This is a genomic window from Gryllotalpicola ginsengisoli DSM 22003, from assembly GCF_000419445.1.
GTDB classification, from domain to species: Bacteria; Actinomycetota; Actinomycetes; order Actinomycetales; family Microbacteriaceae; genus Gryllotalpicola; species Gryllotalpicola ginsengisoli.
Window position 1 is genome coordinate 24,582 of record NZ_AULK01000008.1, and the last position, 15,524, is coordinate 40,105.

Genomic DNA, 15,524 nt, shown 5'->3' on the forward strand with positions numbered 1-15,524 from the left:
ACTTATCGACGAATCGCAGGAAGGCAGAAAAGTGACTCGTCGATTAGTGCGACGGCGGGCCGATGGGGGAGCACAAATCGACGAATCGAGCTGGCGAAGGATGCTCGGGCGGTGAGTGCGCCGGAAGCAGCTCGCGTCAGCCTAGGCTCGAATCGTTGCGATCGCTGTCGTTCGCGCCCACGTCCTCCATGAAAGCGAGCCATGAGCTTCATTCCTGAGACCTTCACGCCGATCGCCGACGGCTGGACGGTCGCCCCCGTCTCCGGTCCGACCCCCGACGGATTCCCCGCGCAGCCGATCCCGGCCGTGGTGCCGGGAGTGATCCACACCGACCTGCTGCGCGCCGGGGTCATCGCCGACCCCTTCGACGGCGACAACGAGGCGGCGCAGCAGTGGATCGGCGACACGTCGTGGCGCTACCGCACGACCTTCGAGTGGCATGACGACGGCAGCATCCGTCACGACCTGGTCGCCTACGGTCTCGACACGGTCGCGACCGTGACGCTCAACGGGCGCGAGGTGGCGCGCACCGAGAACCAGCATCGCTCCTACCGGTGGGACGCGCGGGAGCTGCTCGTCGACGGCGACAACGAGCTGGTCGTCGAATTCGCGGCGCCCGTGCCCGAGGTGACCGAGCGCGCCGAGCGCTACGGCGCGCTGCCGCGGGTCAACCACCACGACTACAACCAGCTGCGCAAGACCGCCTCGCACTTCGGCTGGGACTGGGGCATCGACGTGGCCGGCAGCGGCATCTGGCAGCCGATCGGCATCGACTCGTGGTCGGGCGTGCGCATCGCGTCGGTGCGCCCGCTGGTCGACGTGGTCGACGGCACGGGGGTGCTCACCGCGCACGTCGAGCTCGAGCGCGACGGCGTGGGCGAGGCGACGGATGCCCCGATCGAGGTCACCGTCGCAGGCCCCGGCGGCACGTGGACGGCGCGCGCGAGCGCCCCGGCCGACACCACCGAGGCCACCGTGGAAGTGCGGGTTCCGGACGCCGAGCTGTGGTGGCCCGTCGGCCACGGTGGGCAGCCCCTGTACGACGTCGCGGTCACGGCGGGCGAGGCCCGGTGGACCGGCCGGGTCGGCTTCCGCACTGTGCACGTCGACACCTCGCCCGACGTCGTCGGCCGCCCGTTCCGGGTGTTCGTCAACGGCGAGCTCATCCTCGTGCGCGGCGTCAACTGGATCCCCGACCACGCCTTCCTCACCGAGATCGACCGCGACCGCTACGCCCGCCGCCTCGACGACGCCGTGCAGGCGAACGTCAACCTGGTGCGCGTGTGGGGCGGCGGCATCTACGAGTCCGATGGCTTCTACGACCTCGCCGACGAAAAGGGGCTGCTCGTGTGGCAGGACTTCCTGTTCGCGTGCGCCGCCTACGCCGAGGAGCCGCACCTGGCCGACGAGATCGAGGCCGAAGCGCGCGAGCAGATCGCACGGCTGTCGCCGCATCCGTCGCTCGTGATCTGGAACGGCAACAACGAGAACATCTGGGGCTACGCCGACTGGGGCTGGCCGGCGCTGCTGCAGGGCCGCACCTGGGGCGACGGCTACTACCAGGGGCTGTTCCCGAAGCTCATCGCGGAGCTCGACCCGACCCGGTTCTACTCGCCGGCCTCGCCGTACAGCTTCGGCGACTACCTGCACCCGAACGACCCGCGAAACGGCACCATGCACATCTGGGACGTGTGGAACCAGCGCGACTACACCGTGTACCGCGAGTACCGGCCGCGCTTCGTTTCCGAGTTCGGGTTCCAGGGCCCGCCCGCCTGGTCGACGCTGACGGCCGTGGTGCACGACGAGCCGCTCGACCCGTACGGCCACGAGATGCTCGTGCACCAGAAGGCGAACCTCGGCAACACGAAGCTCGAACGCGGCGCGGCCGGCCACCTGCCCGCCTCGACGACGATCGAGCACTGGCACTGGGCGATGCAGCTGAACCAGGCGCACGCGATCCGCTTCGGGGTCGAGCACTTCCGCTCGCTCACCCCGCACAACACGGGCATGATCCTGTGGCAGCTGAACGACAACTGGCCGGTCGTGTCATGGGCGGCGGTCGACTTCGACGAGCACCGCAAGCCGCTGTGGTACGCGCTGCGCGACGCATACTCGCCCCGGCTCGCGACGATCCAGCCGCGCCCGTCCAAGGCCGCGCGCGAGGCCGCGTTCGAGGGCGCGGAGCCGGAGAACGACGCGCTCGCGCTCGTGCTCGTCAACGACACGGATGCCTCCTTCGACGGCGCCTTCCGCGTGAGCCGGCAGGCGTTCGACGGGTCGGTGCGGTCGGAGACGGTGCTCGAGGCATCCGTGCCCGCCCGCGGCGTGCAGACCCTGTACCTGCCCGCCGAGGTCGCCGAGCTGCAGGCGCCCGCCGAGGAGATCGTCGTCGCGGCCCCGGTGGGCGAGGGAAGCGGCTTCGCCGTCGCGGTGCTGAACGGCGCCGAGGTGGCGGAGCAGGCGCTCGCCGTCGACGCGTTCGACGCCGTCGCCGAGAAGACGGATGCCGGGTTCGCGGTCGCCGTGACCGCGCGGTCCTATCTGCGCGACGTGTTCCTGCAGGTCGACCGCGTCGACCCGGCCGCCACCGTCGACCGCGGCCTCGTCACGCTGCTCGCCGGCCAGTCGGCCCGGTTCGAGATCGCCTCGGCGGCCGAGGTCGGGCCGGAGGCGTTCCTCGACCCGCTGGTGCTGCGGTCGGCGAACCAGCTGCTCGCGCCCGTCACTGCCGGATGACGCTCCAGCCGCCGTCGGCGACCTCGACCTGAAGCTTCGCCGGGATCTGCTCCTTCATCGCCTCGACGTGGCTGATCAGGCCGATGGTGCGGCCGCCGGCGCGCAGCGAGTCGAGGGTGCCCATCGCGATCTCCAGCGTCTCCGAGTCGAGCGAGCCGAAGCCCTCGTCGATGAACAGAGTGTCGAGCCGGACGCCGCCGGCGCGCCCCGTGACCACCTCGGCGAGCCCGAGGGCCAGGGCCAGGCTGGCCAGGAACGTCTCGCCGCCGGACAGGGACGGCGTCGGCCGGGCGAGACCGGTGTGCTGGTCGAGGATCGCGAGCCCGAGCCCCGACTGCGCGCCGCGCGCGGCCCGCTCGTCGGAGTGCTCGAGCAGGTACCGGCCGCCGGTCATCTGGGCGAGCCGCGCGTTGGCGGCCTGCACGATCTCCTCGAGCTCGGCGGCGAGCACGAAGCTCTCGAGTCGCATCGCGCGCGTGTTCGGCGGCTGCCCGTGCACCGTCGCGGCGAGGCGGCGCACCACCTCGTAGCGCTCCGCCAGCTCGGCCGAGCGCTCGTGGGCGGCGCGCGCCGCTTCGAGGTATCCGGTGGCGGTCTCGAGCCGGGTGGCGAGGGTGGTGCGCGTGTCGCGCGTGCTGTCGCGGGCGACGGATGCCTCGGCGAGCAGCCTGCGCACCTCGGTCAGCTCCACGGGCTCGTCGGGAAGCTCCTGCAGCTCGGCCTCGGCCAGCGTGGCCTCCACCCCGGCGAGCGCCGCCTCGTGCTCCTGGCGCCGCGTGGCGAGCCGACGCACGGCGCGCAGGCTCTCGTCGACGGCGCCCGCACGGGCGGAGGCCGCGTCGAAGTCGCCGCGGGCTGCGGCGACCGTCTGCCGCGCTTGATCCAGGCTCGTGCGGGCGGAGGCCAACTCGGCGGACGCCGCGTCGCTCTCGGCGGTGAGGCGCTCGAGCTCGGCGTCGTGCCCCTCGAACTGCGCGGTGAGCTTCGTGCGCCGGGCGCGCAGCTCCGCGGCGCGGGCGGCGGCTGCGCGGGCATCCGTGAGCCGCGCCTCGGCCGCCGCCTTCGCCGCGGTCGCGGTCTCGAGGGTGTGGCCGGCGGCCGCGCCCTGCAGCTCGGCGAGCTTCGCGCGGGCATCGGCCGCCCTCCGGCTGAGGCTCTTCGCCTCGGCCTCCGCCTGCTGCAGCGCCGCCTCGGCCGCGGCGAGGTCGTCCTCCGTGACCGGTTCGCCGCTCCAGCTCGCCTTCGCCGGGTGCTGCGTCGACCCGCACACCGGGCACGGCTCGCCCTCGACGAGCGCGGCCGCCAGTTCGGCCGCGTGGCCGTCGAGGCGCCGCTCGCGCAGCTCGTCGAGCGCAGCGGAGGCGGCGGTGCGGGCCTTGCCGCCCTCGAGCTCGCGCCGCTGTGCCTCCTCCGCGGCGGCGCCGACCGCGACGGCGGCGGTGAGGGCCTCGAGCACCGGGGTGATCGCCCGCAGCGCCTCGAGCGCCGCGCCTTCGTCGGCGGCCTGCGCGGTCGCCTCGTCGAGCTGCGGCTCGAGGGCGCGCAGCTGCGCCTCCCACTCGACGGCGTGCTCGCGCGCCTGCCGGATCAGCTCGGCGGTCTTCTCGCGCCGGGCCTCCGCGGCGGCGACGGCGCGCTCCCGCTCGGGCAGCGTGCGCTCGGTCTGCACGGCGCCGGAGAGGGATCCGGCGAGCTCGGCCAGGGCCCCGGCCGCCTCGTCGAGGGAGCCCTGCGGCCCGACGTGGGCGGCGGCTGCGGCGAGGGCGTCGAGCACCTCCCGCTCGAGGTCCGCGCCGGCCTGCGCGAGTTCCTCGCGCCGCGCGAGCGCCGCCGCGCGGCGCTGCTGGCGGCCGTGCACCTCCGCCAGCCGGTCGTGCTCGGCGCGCGCCGTCTGCCAGGCGCCGTCGGCGCGGGCGGCCTCGGCCTCGGCGGCTGTCAGGCGCTCGCGATGGCCGTCGACGGCCGACGACATCCAGGCGACCGCGGCGCGGGCATCCGTCGGCAGCGTCTCGGGCTGCTCGAGCAGCGCGCCGAGCTGGCGGGCGAGCGAGTCGACCTCGCCCTGCCCGCGCGTCAGCGCCGCCTCCAGCTCGCGGCGGCGCTCTTGCAGGGCGGCGTCGTAGTCGTCGAAGCGGCGGGTGCCGAACAGGGTGCGCAGCAGCGACTGCCGGTCTTCGCTGCGGGCGAGCAGGAACTCCTGGAAGCGGTTCTGCGCCAGCAGGATCACCTGCAGGAACTGCTCCTGCGACAGCTGCACGATCTGCGCGAGCCGCACCCCGACCGTGCGCAGCTGCGCCTCGAGGCCGACCCAGCCGCCGTCGGGGCCCTGCTGGAACAGCTCGGCCTCGGCCTTCTGCGTCGTGAATCCGTCGCCGCGGGTCTTCGGGCGCTCGTACTCCGGCGAGCGCCGCACCAGGTAGCGCTGCTCGCCGACCGTGAACTCGAGCTCGACTCGGGTCGGATCCTCCGGGGCGCAGTGGTCGCTGCGCAGCCGGGTCTGGGCGGCGGCCTGCCCCTCGTAGCGCGGCACGGTTCCGTACAGCGCGAAGCAGATCGCGTCGAGGATGGTCGACTTGCCTGCGCCGGTCTTGCCGCCGATGAGGAAGATGCCGTCGTCGGCGAAGGCGTCGAAGTCGACGCTCTGGGTGGTCTTGAACGGGCCGAACCCGGTCATCGAGACGCGGTTGATCCTCACGCGGTCTGCTCCGCGGCGGCGCGCTCGGCGACGAGCTCGGCGATCAGCTCGGCCTCCGCAGGGCTCGGGCCCTCCCCGTTCCGCACGTGCGCGAGGAATGCGGCGATCACCTCCGGGTCGGGACGGTCCTTGCCGCCGACGCGCTCGCGGTAGCCGCGCGCGCCGTCCGAGTCGACCACCGCGGGGCGGTGCTCGAGGCTGGCGCAGTGCGGGAAGCGGGACTGCAGCTTGCGCATCGCGTCGAGGGGGCGGGTGCGGTCGGTGAGGATCGCGGCCACCCAGTCGTCGCGGTGCGCCTCGAGCGCGGCATCCGTCAGCAGCTCGTCGAGCTCGCCGGTGATCACGGCGAGCGCGCGGGGGACCGGCAGGTCGACCCACTGCACCTCGGCCGGCCCGTCGGCGCCGAGCTCGACCAGCCAGGCGCCGCGCGGCTTGCCCGCCTCGCTGAACGAGTAGTGCAGCGGCGCGCCCGAGTAGCGCACGTGCTCCGCGAGCGCCGCGCGGCCGTGGATGTGCCCGAGCGCCGCGTAGTCGACGCCGTCGAAGACGCTGAGCGGCACCACGTCGAGGCCGCCGGCGCTGAGGTCGCGCTCGGCGTCGCTCGCCTCCGCCTGCCCGCCCGCGGCGAAGCAGTGCGCGAGCACGACGCTGCGGTGAGCGGATGCCGCGGCGGCGGCCCGCACGTTGCGCATCGCGAACCGCAGCGCATCGGCCTGGCTGCGCAGCGGCTCGTCGGGCCACAAATGCCGGATGAGCGCGGGCTCGAGGAAGGGGATGCCGTAGAAGTCGACCGGAACCCCGTCGCGGCCCCGCAGGGTGACGGGCTCGGCGTGGTCTTCGGCGCGCGTGACGATGTGCACCCCGCCGAACGCGGCGAACTCGGACTGGAACCCGAGCCGGGCCGGCGAGTCGTGGTTGCCGCTGGTCACCACGAGCTGCGCGCCGGCCTCACGGATGCCCCGCAGGGCGGCCCCGAGCACCGCGAACGCCTCCGACGACGGGGTCGCCGAGTCGAACACGTCGCCGGCGACCGCCACCACGTCGACCTCGCGCTCACGCACCTCTCGGGCGAGCGCGTCGAGCACGCCGGCGAGCGCCGGGAGCGTCGGATGCCCGTGGAAGGTGCGGCCCACGTGCCAGTCGGAGGTGTGCAGGATGCGCATGCGAATCACGCTAGCTGCGGGGTGCGACGCCCGGGTGCGCCGCCGCCGTCGCGAGCGGGCCCGGCGGCACGCATCCGATCACCGCCTCGCCCAGCCTTCGCCCACCCGGCGCCGCGTAGAGTGTGCTCGACATGAACGTGTGGGCTGGGATCATCTGGGCGCTCGCCCCGACCGTGCTCGTCGGCCTCGTCTTCTGGTGGGTGATGGCCGCCATCGTGCGCGCCGACCGCACGGAGCGCAAGGCATACGCCAAGATCGAGGCAGAGGAGCGGGCCAAGCGCGGCTTGCCCAGCAAGTCCTGATCGCACGCGGGAGGTAGCCCATCAACGCAGGGTTCTGGACCTCCGCGGCCATCATCTTCGGCCTGCTGGTCGATTTCGTCTTCCGCGTCATCGCGATCATCGTGGTGCCGCGCAACCGGCGCCCCACGAGCGCCACCGCGTGGCTGCTGGCGATCAACTTCATCCCGTATCTGGGCCTGATCGTCTTCCTGCTCATCGGCTCGTACAAGCTGCCCAAGAGCCGGCGCCGCAAGCAGGCGCAGATCAACCAGTTCATCATGGACTCGACCGAGGGCATCGAGCGGGTGCGCCGCGACCACCCCTGGCCGATCTGGCTCGAGCAGGTCGTGCGCCTCAACCGCAACCTCGGCGCCATGCCGCTGGTCGGCGGCAACTCGGCGACGATGATCACCGAGTACGGCGAGTCGTTCCAGGCGATGATCGACGAGATCGACCGGGCGCAGAACTTCGTGCACGTCGAGTTCTACATCCTGACCCTCGACCCGACGACGGAGCCGTTCTTCGACGCCCTCGAGCGCGCGACCCGGCGCGGGGTCACCGTGCGCGTGCTGCTCGACCACATCGCGAGCCTGCGCACCCGCGGCTACCGGGCCGCGACGAAGCGGCTCACCGCGATGGGGGCGCAGTGGCAGCTGATGCTGCCGATCCAGCTCTTCAAGGGCCGCTACCAGCGCCCCGACCTGCGCAACCACCGCAAGCTGCTCGTCGTCGACGGGGCGATCGGCTTCATGGGCTCGCAGAACGTGATCGACCCGGGCTACGACAAAGCGCGCAACCGGCGCCGCGGCCTGCGCTGGAAGGAGCTCGTGGTGCGGCTCGACGGCCCCATCGTGGCCGGCCTCAACGCGATCTTCATCACCGACTGGTACGTGGAGACCGACGAGCTGCTGGCCCGCGAGGCGCGGCCGGTCGAGCCGGTGTTCCAGGTGCCGCCGCGCGAGCAGATCGACTGCCAGCTGGTGCCGAGCGGGCCGGGCTTCGCGGGCGAGAACAACCTGCGCCTGTTCCTCGCGCTGCTGTACTACGCGCAGGAGCGCATTTCCATCACGAGCCCGTACTTCGTGCCCGACGAGTCGATCATGTACGCGATCATGACGGCGATCGAGCGCGGCGTGAAGGTGGAGCTGTTCGTGAGCGAGGTCGCCGACCAGTGGCTCGTCTACCACGCACAGCGCTCGTACTACGAGCAGCTGCTGCGCTCCGGCGTCACCATCTGGCTGTACCGGGCGCCGACGATCCTGCACGCCAAGCACTTCACGATCGACGACGACGTCGCCGTGGTGGGCTCGAGCAACATGGACATCCGGTCGTTCCAGCTCAACTGCGAGATCTCGCTCATGGTGCGCGGCCGCAATTTCGTGGCGGAGTTGCATGAGATCGAGGAGAGCTACCGCGAGCACAGCCGGCAGCTCACCCTCGAGGAGTGGGAGCTGCAGCCGCTGCGCTCCACCATCGCCGACAACCTGGCCCGGTTGACGAGCGCGCTGCAGTGACGGCATGCGGCGGCTCGGACGGCCGCTAGCGTTGGGGCATGACGGATGATCTCGACAAGCTCGATCCGGCGGCCAGCGGTGAGAGCCCCCTCACCTACCCGCACTCCCCTCGGGGCGAGGTGGTCGAGGTATTGCACGGGCGCGAGATCGCCGACCCGTACCGGTGGCTCGAAGACCCCGATTCGGAGCAGACCCGCGACTGGGTGCAGCGGCAGAACGCGTTCACCGAGAGCGTCTTCGCGGATATTCCGGAACGGGAATACTTCCACGAGTTGATGGGCCGGGTCGTACGGCGCCCCCGCGCGGGCATCCCGGTGAAGCGCGGCGGCACGTACTTCGTGACGCGCAACGACGGCAGCCGGAACCAGGACCAGGTCTTCGTCGCCGACACCCTGGCCGAGTTGCGCGCCGGCGGCCGCCTCGTGCTCGACCCGAACGCGTGGTCCGCCGACGGCACCACGTCGCTGCGCGGCTTCACCGTCAGCCCCGACGGCCGCTACCTCACCTACAACGTCAGCGAAGGCGGCAGCGACTGGGTCGACCTGACCACGATCGACCTCGCCACGGGCGAGCAGGTCGAGGCCCCGATCCAGACCAAGTTCGGCTCGGCGCAGTGGCTGCCTGACGGCCGCTCGTTCCTGTACGAGGCGGTGCCGCACGAGGGGCGCGCGGTCGGCTCCCAGGCCGGCCACGTCACCACCGGCCTGCTGAAACTGCACCGGCTCGGCACGCCCGAGGCGGCCGACGAGACCGTCGTCGACATCCGCGACGAGTACCGGCAGGCGTTCGTCTGGGCCGAGGTGAGCTCCGACGGCGGCCTCGCCTACGTCGCGCTCGGCAGCGGCACCGAGCGCGAGAACCGGCTCTGGCTCTTCCGCATCACCACGGGCACGGATGGCTCGAGCCGGTTCTCCGCTCCGATCCGGGTGTTCGACACCCCCGACGCCTTCTACCACGTGGTGCGCGCCGACGGCGACCGTGTCGTCGTGCACACCGACCTCGGCGCGGACCTCGGCCGCGTCGTCGCGTTCGACCTCGGCGAGTTCGAGCGCACGGGCGCGCTCGAGCTCGAGGAGCTCGTGCCCGAGGCATCCGATTCTCTGCAGTCGGTGCACGGCGCCGGCGACGAGCTGCTCGCCGTGCGCCTCGTGGATGCGCAGCCGCGCATCACCCGGCACGCGCTCGACGGTCGCGAGCTGGGAACGGTCGAGGTGCCCGGCGGCGCGATCGCCGCGCTGTGGAGCGAACAGGACTCCGACGAGTGGTTCCTCGGGCTGTCGACGCCGACGTCGCCGGGCCGCGCCTTCCGCGCCGAGGTGGGCTCGGGTGCGCTCGAGCCGCTCGACGATCTCGTGCCGCCCGCGTCGGGCGAGGCGGTCGACTTCCCCGAGGTGGCGGTGGGCCGGGCCCGCGCCGTGAGCGCCGACGGCACCCCGGTGCCGTACTTCCTGATCCGGCCCGACACGGCGGTGCCCGCGCCCGCGCCGGTGCTGCTGTGGGGTTACGGCGGCTTCGACATCCCGGTCGAGGCCGACTACCGGCCGCTGTTCGCCGGGTGGCTCGCCGCCGGCGGCGTGCTCGCGATCGCCAACCTGCGCGGCGGCGGGGAGTTCGGCCGCGCCTGGGCAGAGGCGGGCAAGCGCGACCACAAGCAGAACGTCTTCGACGACTTCATCGCCGTCGCCGAGCACCTGGTCGAGACGGGCGAGACGACCCGCGAGCAGCTGGCGGTGCACGGCCGCAGCAACGGCGGGCTGCTGATCGGCGCCGTGCTCACGCAGCGGCCGGAGCTGTTCGCGGCGGCGATCCCGGGCGTCGGAGTGCTCGACATCCTGCGCTTCCACAAGTTCACCGCCGGCGCGGCGTGGACGAGCGACTACGGCGACCCCGACGACCCGCACGACTTCGAGGTCGGGTTGGCCTACTCGCCGCTGCACAACGTGCGGCCGCTCGCCTACCCGCCGACGCTCGTGCTGACCGCCGACCACGACGACCGCGTCGTGCCCGCGCACAGCCACAAGTTCACGGCGACGCTGCAGACGGCGCAGCAGGGGCCCGCGCCGGTGGTCACCCGCATCGAGACGCAGGCCGGCCACGGAGCCGGCAAACCGCTCGCCATGGTCGCCGCCGAGGCCGCCGACGTGCTCGCCTTCGCCGCGCACTTCACCGGCCTGCGGGTGCCGTCGGTGGGGTCGGCGCCCCAGGTCGTCGCGCCGTAGCGCCCAAGACGCACCGTCGGGAGGAACTTCTCGCGAAAAGCTCCTCCCTAGCCTGCGTCTTGGGAGATTCGCGTCGGCGGCCGTTTCACGGAGGGCACACGTGACGTCGAAGGGCAGATCGGATGCGCGCTTCTGCGGTGCCCGTAGGCGCGAAGTGTGCCCTTCGAGAAGGCGCGGTCTCCATTCGCGCTGCGCGCGAGTCGACCGGCGGAGGCGCTGCGCGCGAGTCGACCGGCGCGGGCGCTGCGCGCGAGTCGACCGCCGCCGCCGCGGCCTCAGCGGCGGGCGCGCTCCATGTCGACCAGGCGCTGCAAGTACATGCCGTAGCCGCTCTTGCGCAGCGGCTGCGCGAGCTCCTCGAGCTGGTCGAGGTCGATCCAGCCGGCGCGCCAGGCGATCTCCTCGATGCATCCGATCTTGAAGCCCTGCCGGTCCTCGATGACGCGCACGTACTCGGAGGCCTGCATCATCGACTCGAAGGTGCCGGTGTCGAGCCAGGCGGTGCCGCGGCGCAGCACCTGCACCTGCAGCTTGCCGGCCTCAAGGTAGCGCTCGTTGACCGTCGAGATCTCGAGCTCGCCGCGCGCGCTCGGGGTGATGGTCTTGGCGATCTCGACCACCGAGTTGTCGTAGAAATACAGGCCGGGCACGGCGTAGTTCGACTTCGGGTTCGCCGGCTTCTCCTCGATGGAGATGGCGCGGAAGTCCTCGTCGAACTCGACCACGCCGTATGCCGTGGGGTTGCTGACCTCGTAGGCGAAGATCAGGCCGCCGTCGATGTCGGTGTTCTGCCGCAGCGACGCGCCGAGGCCCGTGCCGTGGAAGATGTTGTCGCCGAGCACGAGGGCGACGGACTGGTCGCCGATGAACTCCTCGCCGATGATGAACGCCTGCGCGAGGCCGTCGGGCGAGGGCTGCACCGCGTACTCGATGTGGATGCCGAGCTGCGAGCCGTCACCGAACAGCGCCCGGAACTGGCTGTTGTACTCGGGCGTGGTGATGATCAGCACCTCGTTGATGCCCGCCATCATCAGGGTCGACAGCGGGTAGTAGACCATCGGCTTGTCGTAGATGGGCATCAGCTGCTTCGACGTGCCCTTGGTGATCGGCCACAGGCGCGTGCCCGAGCCGCCGGCGAGGATGATTCCGCGCATCGATGGTGCTCCTAGGGGTTGGGGTTACGGGCGGCCGAGCGCGCGATACTGCCAGCCGGCGGCGCGCCACGCCTCCGGGTCGAGGCAGTTGCGGCCGTCGAGGATGTTCTTCGCGCCGACCAGTTCGCCGAACGCGGCCGGGTCGAGCTCGCGGAACTGCTTCCACTCGGTGAGCACGACGACCGCGTCGGCGTCGGTCGCGGCCTCCTCGACGGATGACGCGTAGTCGAGCTCGGGGTGCTGGCGCTTGGCGTTGACGATCGCCTCGGGGTCGTAGGCGATGACGCGGGCGCCCTGCGCGCGCAGCTGGACGGCCACGTCGAGCGCCGGCGAGTCGCGGATGTCGTCGGAGTTCGGCTTGAACGCGAGCCCGAGCACGGCGACCTTCTTGCCGCGCAGGGTGCCGTCGAGGATCTCGCGGGTCAGGTCGACGGCGCGGACGCGGCGGCGCTGGTTGATCTCGTCGACCTCGCGCAGGAAGGTCAGCGCCTGGTCGGCGCCGAGCTCCCCGGCGCGGGCCTGGAAGGCGCGGATGTCCTTCGGCAGGCACCCGCCGCCGAAGCCCAGGCCGGCGTTCAGGAACTTGCGGCCGATGCGGTCGTCGTATCCGATCGCGTCGGCGATCTTGGTGACGTCGGCGCCGGTCACGTCGGCGACCTCGGCGATCGCGTTGATGAACGAGATCTTGGTGGCGAGGAACGCGTTGGCGGAGACCTTGACGAGCTCGGCGGTCTCGTACCCGGTGACCACCAGCGGCGTGCCGTTGCTGAGGGCGACGGCGTAGATCTCGTCGAGCACGGCCTTGGCCCGCTCGCCGGCCTCGCCCTCGGGCACGCCGTAGACGAGGCGGTCGGGGCGCAGGGTGTCCTCGACGGCGAAGCCCTCGCGCAGGAACTCGGGGTTCCAGGCGAGCCCCGCGTCGGGCGCGCCGGCCTCGACGATGCCCGCGAGGCGCCGCGCGGTGCCCACGGGCACGGTCGACTTGCCGATCACGAGCGCGCCGGGCTTCAGGTGCGGCACGAGGGAGGTGACGGCGGCGTCGACGTAGCTCAGGTCGGCGGCGAACTCGCCCTTCTTCTGCGGCGTGCCGACCGCGATGAAGTGCGCGTCGTAGTCGGCCGCCTGGCTCATGTCGGTGGTGAACCTCAGGCGGCCCGTGGCCGAGGCCGAGCGCAGCAGCTCGGGCAGCCCCGGCTCGAAGAACGGCGCCCGGCCCGCGGCGAGCGCGTCGACCTTGGCCTGGTCCACGTCGATGCCGAGCACCTCGTGCCCGAGCTCCGCCATGCACGCGGCGTGGACCGCTCCGAGGTAACCGCAGCCGATGACCGTGATGCGCACGAGGTCTCCTTTACTCCTGGGTCAGGTACTCGTCGAGCGCGACGAGGTGGTCGCGCGGGGTGAAGCCTGCCGCCTCGATCTTGTCGAGCGGCAGCACGCTGTTCAGCGGCCTCGGTGCGACCTGCTTGCCCGCGAAGTACTCGGCGGTGGTCACGCCGGTAACGCGCGCGGCGTCGTGGCCGGTGCGGGCGAAGACGCGGCGGGCGATCTCGGCCCAGCTCACCGGCTCGCCTGAGCCGGTCAGGTTGTAGACGCCGAACGGCGCGCCGGTGTCGACGAGATGACGGATGCCTGCGGCGATGTCCGCGGTGAAGCTCAACCGCCCCACCTGGTCGTCGACGACGCTCGGGTCGACGCCGCGCTCGGCGAGCGAGGCCATGGTGCGCACGAAGTTCGCGCCGTCGCCGATCACCCAGCTGGTGCGCACGATGTAGTGCCGCGGCACGGTCTGCACGATGGCGTCGCCCGCGGCCTTGGTCTGGCCGTACACGCCGAGAGGGCTGAACGGCTCGTCCTCGGGGTGGCCGTCGGCGGTGCCGTCGAAGACGTAGTCGCTGGAGACGTGCACGAGGGTGATGCCGTTGTCGGCGGCGATGCGGGCGAGCGCGGCGACGCCGGCGACATTGGCCGCCCAGGCGTCGCGGCGGCCGTCGGCCGTCTCGGCGAGGTCCACCTTCGTGTACGCGGCGGCGTTGACGATCACGCCGTAGTCGCGCCACGGCCGGGCGCTCTCGAGACCGGGGGCGGCGAGGTCGAGCTCGGCGCGGGTGGCGAACTCGGCGTCGGGGTACACCGCGCGCAGCGCGCGGCCGAGCTGGCCGCCGGCGCCCAGCACCAGGGTCTTGCGGGGCGCCATCGGCGAGACATCCGTCAAGCGCGGATGCGCCTTGTCCTTCTCGCTCAGGATCGCCTGCTCGAGCGGGATCGGCCATTGGATGGCCGCCGTCTCGTCGGCGAGGTTGAGGAAGGTGTACTTCGCTCCGGCGTCGGGCGACCAGTGGTCGTTGACCAGGTAGGAGTACACCGTGTCCGGCTCGAGGGTCTGGTAGGAGTTGCCGACGCCCCGCGGCACGAAGACGGCCTTCGACGCGTCGATCTCGGTGGTGAACACCGCGCCGAACGACGGCCCCTCGCGCAGGTCGACCCACGCCCCGAACACCTTGCCGTGCACGACCGAGACGAACTTGTCCCACGGCTCGGCGTGGATGCCGCGGGTGGTGCCGACCTCGTCGTTGTACGACACGTTGTTCTGCACCGGCCCGAAGTCGGGAAGCCCGAGCGGCACCATCTTGGCGCGCTGCCAGTTCTCCTTGAACCAGCCGCGGTTGTCACCGCGCAGGTCGAGGTCGACGACGAACAGGCCGGGGATCGGAGTCTCGTGCAGGGCAGGGAGCCGCGTGTCGCTCATCGTCTGGAAAGCCTACTGGCCCTGCAGGACGTACTTGGCCTCGGTGGCGGCCTTCTGCGGCTTCCACCACGCCTCGTGATCGCGGTACCACTGGATGGTCGCCGCGAGCCCCGCCTCGAAGTCCTGGTACTGCGGCTGCCAGCCGAGCTCGGTGCGAAGCTTGGTCGAGTCGATCGCGTAGCGCAGGTCGTGGCCGGGGCGGTCGACCACGTGGTCGTACGCGTCGGTCGGCTGGCCGGTGAGCTTCAGGATGAGCTCGACGACCGTCTTGTTGTCCTTCTCGCCGTCGGCGCCGATCAGGTAGGTCTCGCCGATGCGGCCCTTCTCGATGATGGTGAGCACCGCCGAGGAGTGGTCGTTGGCGTGGATCCAGTCGCGCACGTTCAGCCCCGCGCCGTACAGCTTGGGGCGCTGCCCCGTCAGCACGTTGGTGATCTGGCGGGGAATGAACTTCTCCACGTGCTGGTAGGGGCCGTAGTTGTTCGAGCAGTTCGAGATCGTCGCCCGCACGCCGAAGGAGCGCACCCAGGCCCGCACGAGCAGGTCGCTGCCGGCCTTGGTCGAGGAGTAGGGGCTCGACGGGTTGTACGGGGTCTGCTCGGTGAAGCGCTGGGGGTCGTCGAGCTCGAGGTCGCCGTAGACCTCGTCGGTGGAGATGTGGTGGAAGCGCACGTCGTGCTTGCGCACCGCCTCGAGCAGGGTGAAGGTGCCGACCAGGTTCGTGTCGACGAACGGGCGCGGGTCGTGCAGCGAGTTGTCGTTGTGGCTCTCGGCCGCGTAGTGCACGACGACGTCCGCATCGGCCACGAGCTCGTCGACGACGGATGCGTCGGCGATGTCGCCCTTCACGAAGCGGAAGCGATCCTCGGGCAGGCCTTCGAGGCTGGCGAGGTTGCCGGCGTAGGTGAGCTTGTCCAGAACGGTGACGTGGTCGTCGGTGTTCTCGATCAGGTAGTGGACGAAGTTCGAGCCGATGAAGCCGGCGCCACCGGTGACGAGGACTTTGCGCATGGGAG

Annotated in this window: 10 protein-coding genes; 4 read left to right on the top strand and 6 right to left on the bottom strand. The window is 71.8% G+C overall.

Going from position 1 to position 15,524, the window contains the following annotated elements; all coding sequences use genetic code 11:
* The first annotated feature begins 201 nt into the window (after positions 1-201).
* Positions 202-2,736 carry a glycoside hydrolase family 2 protein gene (locus tag H563_RS0112495; RefSeq protein WP_022882939.1) on the top strand — a complete coding sequence of 845 codons (2,535 nt, stop codon included), beginning with the start codon at positions 202-204 and terminating at the stop codon, positions 2,734-2,736.
* On the opposite strand, the gene H563_RS0112500 is transcribed toward H563_RS0112495, so the two are convergent.
* Both H563_RS0112500 and H563_RS0112505 read right to left on the bottom strand, forming a co-directional pair.
* Positions 2,723-5,431: an AAA family ATPase gene (locus tag H563_RS0112500; protein ID WP_022882940.1), complete on the bottom strand. Its 2,709-nt coding sequence runs from the start codon at positions 5,429-5,431 to the stop codon at positions 2,723-2,725. The two genes, H563_RS0112495 and H563_RS0112500, sit on opposite strands and share 14 nt — an antisense overlap.
* A complete protein-coding gene (locus H563_RS0112505; protein WP_022882941.1) occupies positions 5,428-6,594 on the bottom strand; it encodes an exonuclease SbcCD subunit D in 1,167 nt (388 codons plus the stop codon). The genes H563_RS0112500 and H563_RS0112505 overlap by 4 nt, the downstream gene beginning before the upstream one ends.
* A 131-nt stretch (positions 6,595-6,725) precedes the next feature.
* On the opposite strand from H563_RS0112505, the gene H563_RS18155 reads away from it, so the two are divergent.
* Genes H563_RS18155 through H563_RS16615 form a run of 3 tightly spaced genes read left to right on the top strand, consistent with a single transcriptional unit; the run spans position 6,726 to position 10,608 of the window.
* On the top strand, positions 6,726-6,896 hold the full coding sequence (locus H563_RS18155; RefSeq protein WP_169409505.1) for a hypothetical protein: 171 nt from the start codon (positions 6,726-6,728) through the stop codon (positions 6,894-6,896).
* Between the two features lie 20 nt (positions 6,897-6,916).
* A complete protein-coding gene (cls, locus tag H563_RS0112515) occupies positions 6,917-8,389 on the top strand; it encodes a cardiolipin synthase (protein ID WP_027479419.1) in 1,473 nt (490 codons plus the stop codon).
* 38 nt (positions 8,390-8,427) lie between these two features.
* Positions 8,428-10,608 carry a prolyl oligopeptidase family serine peptidase gene (locus tag H563_RS16615; protein ID WP_022882944.1) on the top strand — a complete coding sequence of 727 codons (2,181 nt, stop codon included), beginning with the start codon at positions 8,428-8,430 and terminating at the stop codon, positions 10,606-10,608.
* Between the two features lie 275 nt (positions 10,609-10,883).
* Here the strand turns inward: H563_RS16615 and rfbA are convergent, their stop codons facing one another.
* The 4 genes from rfbA to rfbB are packed head-to-tail and all read right to left on the bottom strand — an operon-like array spanning position 10,884 to position 15,519.
* Positions 10,884-11,762, bottom strand: a complete 879-nt coding sequence (gene rfbA / locus H563_RS0112525) for a glucose-1-phosphate thymidylyltransferase RfbA (protein WP_022882945.1) — start codon at positions 11,760-11,762, stop codon at positions 10,884-10,886.
* Positions 11,763-11,786: 24 nt separating this feature from the next.
* Positions 11,787-13,100, bottom strand: coding sequence for a UDP-glucose dehydrogenase family protein (locus H563_RS0112530; RefSeq protein ID WP_022882946.1), 1,314 nt, complete (start codon positions 13,098-13,100; stop codon positions 11,787-11,789).
* A 10-nt stretch (positions 13,101-13,110) separates the two neighbouring features.
* Positions 13,111-14,508, bottom strand: coding sequence for a sugar nucleotide-binding protein (locus tag H563_RS0112535; protein ID WP_022882947.1), 1,398 nt, complete (start codon positions 14,506-14,508; stop codon positions 13,111-13,113).
* 12 nt (positions 14,509-14,520) lie between these two features.
* Positions 14,521-15,519, bottom strand: coding sequence for a dTDP-glucose 4,6-dehydratase (gene rfbB / locus H563_RS0112540; protein WP_022882948.1), 999 nt, complete (start codon positions 15,517-15,519; stop codon positions 14,521-14,523).
* Positions 15,520-15,524: the final 5 nt, after the last annotated feature.